Genomic DNA, 9,381 nt, shown 5'->3' with positions numbered 1-9,381 from the left:
ATGCCTCGCAGGTGAAATATACAGATTGGTATCAATAATTTGAAAATATATTGTCTACAACTATACAAATATAACCTGAACCAAAAACATATAAATTATAGTGCCTGCAGCTATGCTAATAAGCACATTTCTTTTTAATATATGCAGCACTGTTATAATTATAATTGATATTATTTCAGGAACTGCATACGGGAATTTAATAATATTAATATCTTTCAGGCAATATATTACAAGAAGTGCTATCATAGAATAAGGAAGCATTTTACCTAAAAACTGTATATATTTGCTTTCATATAATGATTTATTTATTATTATAAAAGGCAGAAACCTAAGAAAAGCAGTTCCTATTATAATCATTAAGGCGGTTATTAATATTTCTCTATTATTCATATATTTTTCCATTTTTATAAACTATGCTTATCGATATAAATATTAATACCATAGCAAGTATTATAAATATATTAGTTTTAAATATTAAAATAGGTATAGAGCATGCAAGCCCAATCAAAGCACCTCTATGATCTTTACTGTCAAGCCATTGCTCTATAAATATTACAGCAAATAAAGCAGTAAGCACAAAATCAAGACCTTTAGTATTGAAAGTTATAATACTGCCTATCAGACAGCCTATCAATGTACCTATATTCCAATAACTATAATTGATAAAAGATACAAAGAAAAGAAATGCATTTTTATTAATATTTTTTGGTATATCAGCAGAGCAGAGTATAGAAAAAGTTTCATCGCTTAAAGAAAATATCAAATAGGGCTTTAAAAATCCTGTATCCTGATATTTTGACACGAGAGATATTCCGTAAAAAGCTACTCTTGAATTAACTATTAATGTAAGCATAAAAGCATATATGGGATTAAAAGGTGCTAAAAATAAATAATTAATAGCCGTATACTGCATACTTCCGCAATAGGCAAATAAACTTAAAAATACTGCAAGCCAAGTATCTAAACCCTTTGCTTTCATTAATACCCCATAAGCCATACCTAAAAATATATACCCTACAAGAACAGGTATAGTAAAAGGAAATGCATATTTTAATGCTGATATAATCTCATATTTTTTAGTATTCATATCATAATTTAGATTTTATATTTTTTATCTTTTCTTCATCAGTATACTTTATGCTGAACTCAGAAGCCCTTAAAGCAGTACCCATAAATACATTTTCATTTCTGTATTTCATCATACTATTTATTGTTTTATTAGCTGTCATATGATATTCATCAGCTTTTACAGTATCTTTTATGTATTCAATATTTCTTTCATTTATACCGCTTCCGGGCATTATTATTATTTTATCATTATATTTTTCAACTAATTCTTTTAATTTGACTATACCGCTCATAGTATTAGCCTCGCCGCCTGAAGTTAATATTCTCTCAAATCCAAGCGATATAATATCTTCGCATGCTTCATTTAAATTACAGCTTACATCTATTGCTCTATGAAATGTTGCTTTACTGCTTCCCCATAAGTCTAATAATTTACTGCATCTTTCTTTATCAATTCTGCCTTCTTTTGTAAGTATGCCGAATACTATGCCGTCAATTTTTAATTCTTTCATAAGCTTAATTTCTCTTTTCATTATTTCAAACTCAATATCATCATAACAGAAATCTCCTCCTCTAGGTCTGACCATTGCATATATTGGTATGCTTACTTTTTCTCTTGCTAATTCTAAAACACCATAACTAGGAGTAGTGCCGCCTTCAAACATATTTCCGCAAAGCTCAATTCTGTCAGCTTTTCCTTTTTCAGCATTGATGCAGGACTTGACAGAATCCGCACATATTTCTATTTTTTTATTCATAAATAATACCCTTAATAACTTTTTTATTTTTATGAAATTAATTAAAGCATATAGATTATACCAGCAAATTGATAATTGTCAAAATCTATGATTTAATGTTTTTTAATATTTATTTTTATCAAAATATTTAAATAAAAAAATTTATATGACTATAGATAGATAGATAATAATAATAATAATATATAAATTAAGCATATTGTTATAGTATAGCTTTTAATAATTAAGTATTTAAAACTAATAAACTATGCAGTATTATACATTAATTTATTATCTGAAAAATAAATAAAATCATTATTATATAAAATACAAAAATATTAGCTATTGAAAAAATATTAATTATAGTATAATATAACGGTATTATAATTTTAAGGATATAATAATGACTACAGATAGAGAAGAATTAGAAGCACTTTTATATCAAACAAGATTAAGAATAGAAGAAAATCAAAAAGATGAAATGCTAAGCAGATTAAATAAAGATTTAGAGTTTATAGAAGGTTTATTTGAAGTAAATGCTGACGGTATTGAGCCTTTATATCATGTTATAGATTTGCCTGAATATTTGAGAGAGGATGTTCAAGGCGAAACTTTGAGTAATGAAGTTATAATGAGTTTATGCAGAAGCGGAGAGTACGGCTATATTGTAGTGCCTGCTGTTCCTGCAGCTTTAGAAAATAGCGAACATCAGGCTAAAAAATCTTAAAATATTTTCAATTACAGAGGTCATCAATTATAGATGAATTATTCTTATGATATAGAAGAAATAAAAAAAGAAAAAAGAAATGCTGTAAAGTCTATACTAAAGCCTTTTATCTTTATATATTACAGAAGCAATAATTTGCTTTACAGAGCTATTGCAAGGCTTATATTAGGTTTTATTATAACTTTTATTTTATTTGGAATGCTTACTTTATTTGTAAGATTTGACAGAATGAAAAGTTCTTCGATGATGAATACTATAGAGCCTAATAAAATATTAATTACTTCAAAATTAAAATATGCAGTCGCTATAAATCCTTTTGTTTCATCTCTTACAGGAAAAACTATTATTTTCTCAAGACCGAAAAGAGGAGATATTGTATTTCTTACTGATCCTAGAACAAAGAAAGAATTTTTTATTAAAAGATTTTTTTCATATTTTGTTTACTTTTTTTCTTTTGGGAATTTAAATATATCGAAAACCAGATATTTAATAAAAAGGGTAGTAGGGCTTCCAAATGAGACTATAGAGATAAAAGATAAAATTGTTTATATAAATGGAGAAATTTTAAATGAGCCTTGGTCAAATGTAAATTTTGACGGCAGAATATTAGATAAGGAAATTTCGCCTAGAGATAATTTCGGACCTTATATTATAGGATATAATGAATATTTTGTGCTTTCTGACAATAGAGATTATGGATATGACAGCAGAGATTTCGGCAATGTGCCTTTTGCTAATATAGACGGAAAAGTTATTTCAAAATAGTTTTATATTAAATAAAAAAATTGTAAGATAAAAATTGATATTTAAATAAGTATTTCTATATTTTTTTATTATTGCTAATAAAAATTGTTTTATTATTACTATTACAGCAACGAAGTCTATCTAGCGAAATAAAATAGGCAATGCTCACCGACAAAGTCCGCCTTTGGCATCTCTATCTCAGGCTTGCTTTTTTAAAATTTTTAATAAGTCTTGTATCAGTCATTCATAATTTTTATATTTGACTTTCTAGTATTTAAAAAATTAATATTTTTACTATAAATAAAATAAATATTGATTTTTTATTTATTAAATTTATAATAATAAAAATATAATATAAGGATATAAATATGCCGTTTATAATATTACTGTTATTATTAATGTCTGCTTCTTGCACTAATAATGCTGTTTCAAATACTGATAATTCTTCTGCTTATAAGTCAAATAATGATGTTTTGTATGATGATGCTTTGTCTAATGAAGAAATTCATAAAACTTTTATACCTGCTGTTTATACTTTAGACGATTTGGAAGTAACCAATAGAAATAAAGTAGCAGGCGGTAATGGAGATTTGATTGTTAAATATGCCTTTGTCAGAGATAATGCTCCGAAGGATTATACTACAAAAGAAATGGGTTATATGACTTTAATGCCCGGTGATTCTGTAGGATTGCATAAACATGAAGATAATGAGGATAGCTATTTAATAGTATCTGGTATTGGCACTTATACAGATACAGATGGAAGTCAGTATGAAGTTAAATCTGGAGATATGACAATATGCCGTTCAGGACATAGTCATGCTATTTCTAATAGCGGAAAGTCGCCTTTAATTTTCTTTGCAGTATTATCTGGTAAATGATATTTTATCAATAATATTTTATTAATGATATTTTATTAATGATATTTTATTTAAATAAGCATACAGATAAAATTGATTGTATGTATGTTTTTTAATCAATATAAAAAACTTGCAGAAATATAAATTGATTAATAATTTTAAATATTTGAATTATTATAAAGTCTTTGTTAATTATTATTATACTCTTTATATATGAAATCTAATAATAAAGTTTTTTAATTAAAAGTATATTATGTTTTTTCTTTATTATTGACATTTATCATTTATACTATTATTATATATTATGTTAATCTATATGCATAATGAGGCTTTAATGATGAAAGTGAATAGTAAAATTTGTTATAAATTTTCAATATCAATACTTTTTATGATATTATTATCATGTTCTAATAATCAAGACAAAATTGAACAGAGAGAAATAGAGAGAGGCAATGCATTAATAGATAAAATAATATATGAAGTAAGAACAGATATGACAATAGCTATTAAAGATGTAGCAGACGGCAGAGCTGATTTAATGGCAAGCGGTATAGACGGCGGTGTTTATTTATCATTAAGCGAAAGCGATTTAGATAAATTAGATACTTATGCAGTTCCTTCAGGTTCTTGGAGCTTATTATTTAATCCTGTACCAAATAAAGCACCATATACAGTTACAACCAAAGACGGTAAAACTCATTTTAATCCTTTAGCTATAAAAGAAATAAGATTTGCTATGAATTTTTTGATAGACAGAAAAAAGTTAATTGATGAAATTTTAAAAGGAGCAGGACAGCCTTCATTTACTCAGGCAACACCAGGTCAGCCCGGTACTTATAGATATAATCTTATTCCTTCAAAAATGGGTATAACAGAAAACGGCAATCAGGAAAAAGCTATTAATGATATAAATGAATCTATGGAAAGAGCGGCAGCCTTACCTGAAAATAGGGGAAAGTTAATAAAAGAAGGCGGGTGGTGGAAATATAACGGAGAAATAGTAACGCTTAAATTTGTTATAAGAGTTGATGATACTGCTGGAAGACTTCCTGCAGGAAATGCAATATCAGATTTGATAGAAAAAACAGGAATAAAAGTAGAAAAATTATTATATGACAGAAATAAATCTACTCAAATAGTATACGGCACTGATCCGAAAAATTATGAGTGGAATATCATAACAGAGGCTTGGGGAGCAGGTGCTACGCGTGCTTGGTGGGATGTTACATTAAGGCAGATGTATGTAAGGGAAGGAAATTATATGCCGGGCGTTAATATTTCAGAGTTTTGGAATTATGATAATAGAGAGGCTTCAAGAATAAGCGATAAAAATTCAAACGGCTGGTTTTTAACTGCTGATGAATATTGGAATGGCAATATGCGTTTGCAGGAGATAGGACTTGAAGATGCTGTAAGAATATATTTAAACTCCCAAACTCAGTTTTTTGTAGCGAATAAAGAGAGATTTAATAAAAGAATGCTTTACGGAATAGGGGACGGCATAAATGATTGGTCTATAAGAAGTGCTGATATAAAGCCTAATAGAAGCGGCGAGAAAGTTCTTAGAGTTCTTCAGCATTCGGCTCAGGGTTCATTATTTATAAGTCCTTGGGATCCTGTAGGAGTAGGAGGGTTTTCAGATGCCTATTCTTCTATAATGATAGGACCTTGTTCCGATGCGGGTGCTTCATTTGAATCGCCTTCCACCGCAAAGACAGAGTTTATACTTGGGGAAGCTGACACTAATAGTTTAGAGATAGGTGTTAGGGCTGGAAATAATGGAATACCAATTGGTACTGTTAAAGTGCCTCAGAATGCTAAAATGTACAATCCTTATACTCAGAAATGGGAAGAAAGTTTAACTGCAAAAGTAGAAAATGGAAATATTGTTTATAAGAAAAGCGATAATATTACTGCTTATGTAAAATGCAGCTTTAAGCCTAGATATTTTAAATGGCATCACGGTATTCAGTCATCTTTGGCAGATTTGATGTACGGAAGCGTATTTATTGCTAATATAATAACTAAAACTAATGAAAATGATAAATATTATGATTCTGCTATGGCTGGAAGATATCTTTCTGCTATGAACAATGCTGTAGGGAGTGTTATAAATGATGACGGAAGTTTTACTGTTTACGGAAATTATTACTGGCCTATGGATATGAATAGACAAATAGGCATTGCATCGATAGGTCCTAAAATAGGAAATCCTAATAGAAATACCGTTATTCCTTTTGAAATAAATGAGGCTATAATGAAAATAGTTATTGAAGGTTCAAAATCAGGAAATGTTTATACTATTTCTCAGAATCAGTCTTTAACTTCTATAGATGTCAAAAATCCTGTATGCGTATCTGATATAAAAGAAAAGTTAATTGAAATGAGAGACAGCAGATATATGCCTATCGGAATAGAAGATTTTATTACAGAAGATGAGGCTGTTGAAAGGTATCAGGCTGCTATTGATTTTATAGATAAATACGGACATGCTTATATATCAAACGGACCTTTCTTTATTTCAAGAATAGATTCTAAAGCTAATTATATAGAATTAACAGCATTTAAAGATTATGGATATGCAGCCGAATATTGGATTGAAAAATTATCAGTAAAAATGAGCAGAATAGAAGATATTGAAATACCTTCTATAGTAAATAGAAATAATGATATGAATATAGATATTTATGTTTCTTCATATAACTATCCTGATAATACTTTAGAACTTCCTGATTCTAGTATAAAAGTAAAAGCATTACTGCAATTGCCAAATGGAGTAGAAAGGGAATATAATGCAGTTTTAGAAAATGATGTATTTAAGTTAATTATATCAAAAGAAGAATTATCATCTCTTCCAAAGGGAAATTATATCATTGTTATAGAATCATATATTGCTGATGAAACGCCTTGTATAGAGACTAGAAGTTTTATATTACAATAATAAAACAGTGTATTTATTTTTAGTTATATCTTTTAATTTTAAAAAAATATGTTATTATACTTTTTAAAATATTTTTATGCGGAGGTGTTTTTTATGGAAAATTTGTATAATGATTTAAACAATGAAAATAATAATGAAAATAATAATCAAGTTAATAATAATCTAAATTATTCTAATAGCAGCATACAAAAAGCTGATAAAATTAAAGAAGCTGAAGAAAATAAAAAATATATATTTAAAGTAGCTGTAGTAGCTTGTGCTATTGTATTTGTACTTCTTGCAGGAGCTGGAATACTTGTAGGTTTATTTTTATTTATAAAAGGTAAATCTGATATGAATAAAATGGTCGGCAAGTATGAAATATACAGCGAAGATATATATAATAAAAGATACGGCGATAAAATTGTAAAAGAAATGGTTAATAATCATTCTGCTGATATTAATGAAACAGGTAATAATAATCAAAGCCCATTATATTATGCTGTAAAAAATAATAATATTGATGCTGTGAAATTTTTATTAGAAAATAAAGCTGATACAGAAATAGCTAATAATTTAGGAATTACTCCTCTAATGCTTGCTATAAGTAATAATAATACAAAAATTGCTGAACTTCTTATAAAGGAAGGAAAAGCTAATATATATGGTTCTTATACAGGCAATGATATAGAAAAATATCCTATGTATTATGCGGTGTCTCATACTAATAAATCTATGATAGAACTTCTTTTAAAAAACTCATTTGATTTAAAAAGAGAGCCTTCGCTTTTAAGTTATGCTATAGAAAAAAGCGATGAAAGTATAGTTCGTTATTTAATAGATAATGGGGCTGATATTAATTATAAAAACTCTGATGGCATAACAGTGCTTTATAATGCTGTTTTATCTCTTAATCCTAATTTAGTAGATTATCTTTTATCTAAAAATGCTAAAATAGATGATGCTGGGGAAAGCCGTATATATGGAAATATAGTAATGGCGGCAGCTGGTTCTAAATTTAATAATACAAGTTCATCTTCTGCTGATTTGGTATTAATGCAGCAGAAATCTGCAGACAGTGCTAAAGTGATGAAAAAAATAATTACAAATATAAACAAAAATATTTTAAATAAACTTATTAATGGAAAGAATGCATTAATAATAGCGGCAGGAAATTCATATATAGATACGGTTAAAGTTCTTATTGAAAATGGGGCGGATATTAATTATGCAGATACTGACGGATGGACTTCTTTAATGTATGCGGCAAATAACGGAGATATTGAGCTTGCTAAAATATTAATAGAAAATAAGGCTGATATTAATGCTCAAAGCTATGAAGAAAAAACACCTCTTTTATATGCTATTAATAGTCCTATAGAATCAAGCAGAAATGATATGATAAATCTTTTAGTAGAAAATAAAGCAGATATCAATATAGAAGATAGTAATGGTTTTAGTCCTTTAACTATTGCTGTTATGAATAATGATACAGAGCTTACAAAACTGCTTATACAAAATAAAGCCGATCTTTCTGTTGTAACTAAAGATGGCGAAAGTTTAATTGAATATGCTGTTAATAATGATAATGTTGATTTGCTTCAGATATTGGTAGAAAATGGTGCTGATATAAATTATGCAGGAATATCAAGCTATACGCCTTTAATGATAGCTGCAAAAAGCGGTGCTGAAAATATAACTAGAATTTTATTAACTCAGAAAGCAGATATCAATGCTGTTGATAAATACGGAGATACTGCTTTGCATATAGCATCAGAATATTCAAAGCTGCCTATTGTAAGAATGTTATTAGAAAAAAAACCTAATCTTAATATACAAAATCAAAATGGCGATACTCCTTTGCATAAGGCTGTTAATTCTGGCAATATTGATATAGTAAGCGAGTTGGTATTATCAGGTGCCGATGTAATGGTTAGAAACAACAGAGGAAAGTACCCTATAGATATAGCAAGAGATAATAATAATAGTGCTGTATTTGAAATATTGAAAGAGGCTGAAGAAAAACAGAATAATAATTTTTGAATACTAGAAAGCTAATCATAAAAATTGTTTTATTCTTACTGCTGGCGTCTACGCCTATAATAAGCAAATAAATGAATTTGCCTTATACACTGTGGAGATGGCTTCGGCTGGCTTAGTTAAATATTATTATTTATAAAAATTATTAATTATAATACAGAGGTGTTGTAAATGTTTATGAAAAAAATAAAAATGTTAAAAAATATATTATTGATTTCTTTATTAATAATTTGCATTTTGTCATGCAAGAAAAAAGAAGATGAAGCTATAAATATTAATAATGATTCT

The 9,381-nt window shown here is 27.9% G+C and carries 8 protein-coding genes; 5 read left to right on the top strand and 3 right to left on the bottom strand.

The genetic code is table 11. The features are described from left to right. Positions 1-60: 60 nt before the first annotated feature. From QZ288_RS11330 to QZ288_RS11320, 3 genes are read right to left on the bottom strand one after another with little or no spacing between them, the layout of a single operon-like run. A complete protein-coding gene (locus tag QZ288_RS11330) occupies positions 61-390 on the bottom strand; it encodes an AzlD domain-containing protein (RefSeq protein WP_295158940.1) in 330 nt (109 codons plus the stop codon). Then, positions 383-1,087: an AzlC family ABC transporter permease gene (locus QZ288_RS11325; protein ID WP_295158938.1), complete on the bottom strand. Its 705-nt coding sequence runs from the start codon at positions 1,085-1,087 to the stop codon at positions 383-385. Before QZ288_RS11325 ends, QZ288_RS11330 begins: the two co-directional genes overlap by 8 nt. 1 nt (position 1,088) lies before the next feature. Continuing rightward, complete coding sequence (locus QZ288_RS11320; protein WP_295158936.1) at positions 1,089-1,826, bottom strand: copper homeostasis protein CutC; 738 nt, start codon at positions 1,824-1,826, stop codon at positions 1,089-1,091. 379 nt (positions 1,827-2,205) lie between these two features. On the opposite strand from QZ288_RS11320, the gene gatC reads away from it, so the two are divergent. From gatC to QZ288_RS11295, 5 genes are all read left to right on the top strand, one after another. Next, positions 2,206-2,529 carry an Asp-tRNA(Asn)/Glu-tRNA(Gln) amidotransferase subunit GatC gene (gatC, locus tag QZ288_RS11315; RefSeq protein ID WP_295158935.1) on the top strand — a complete coding sequence of 108 codons (324 nt, stop codon included), beginning with the start codon at positions 2,206-2,208 and terminating at the stop codon, positions 2,527-2,529. A 33-nt stretch (positions 2,530-2,562) separates the two neighbouring features. Further along, positions 2,563-3,294, top strand: a complete 732-nt coding sequence (gene lepB, locus QZ288_RS11310) for a signal peptidase I (RefSeq protein WP_295158934.1) — start codon at positions 2,563-2,565, stop codon at positions 3,292-3,294. A gap of 347 nt (positions 3,295-3,641) precedes the next feature. Beyond that, complete coding sequence (locus QZ288_RS11305; RefSeq protein ID WP_295158933.1) at positions 3,642-4,154, top strand: cupin domain-containing protein; 513 nt, start codon at positions 3,642-3,644, stop codon at positions 4,152-4,154. Between the two features lie 316 nt (positions 4,155-4,470). After that, on the top strand, positions 4,471-7,074 hold the full coding sequence (locus tag QZ288_RS11300) for an ABC transporter substrate-binding protein (RefSeq protein WP_295158942.1): 2,604 nt from the start codon (positions 4,471-4,473) through the stop codon (positions 7,072-7,074). A 93-nt stretch (positions 7,075-7,167) separates the two neighbouring features. Next, a complete protein-coding gene (locus QZ288_RS11295) occupies positions 7,168-9,096 on the top strand; it encodes an ankyrin repeat domain-containing protein (RefSeq protein WP_295158932.1) in 1,929 nt (642 codons plus the stop codon). Positions 9,097-9,381 lie beyond the last annotated feature (285 nt).

Origin of the sequence: uncultured Brachyspira sp. (genome assembly GCF_910578695.1) — a bacterium.
Lineage (GTDB): Bacteria > Spirochaetota > Brachyspiria > Brachyspirales > Brachyspiraceae > Brachyspira.
This window is presented reverse-complemented; position numbering and strand designations above follow the sequence as displayed.

Coding starts and splice junctions, on each gene's coding strand:
- QZ288_RS11330 (WP_295158940.1), bottom strand. CDS start 390: ATGAATAATAGAGAAATATTAATAACCGCCTTAATGATTATAATAGGA.
- QZ288_RS11325 (WP_295158938.1), bottom strand. CDS start 1,087: ATGAATACTAAAAAATATGAGATTATATCAGCATTAAAATATGCATTT.
- QZ288_RS11320 (WP_295158936.1), bottom strand. CDS start 1,826: ATGAATAAAAAAATAGAAATATGTGCGGATTCTGTCAAGTCCTGCATC.
- gatC (WP_295158935.1), top strand. CDS start 2,206: ATGACTACAGATAGAGAAGAATTAGAAGCACTTTTATATCAAACAAGA.
- lepB (WP_295158934.1), top strand. CDS start 2,563: ATGAATTATTCTTATGATATAGAAGAAATAAAAAAAGAAAAAAGAAAT.
- QZ288_RS11305 (WP_295158933.1), top strand. CDS start 3,642: ATGCCGTTTATAATATTACTGTTATTATTAATGTCTGCTTCTTGCACT.
- QZ288_RS11300 (WP_295158942.1), top strand. CDS start 4,471: ATGAAAGTGAATAGTAAAATTTGTTATAAATTTTCAATATCAATACTT.
- QZ288_RS11295 (WP_295158932.1), top strand. CDS start 7,168: ATGGAAAATTTGTATAATGATTTAAACAATGAAAATAATAATGAAAAT.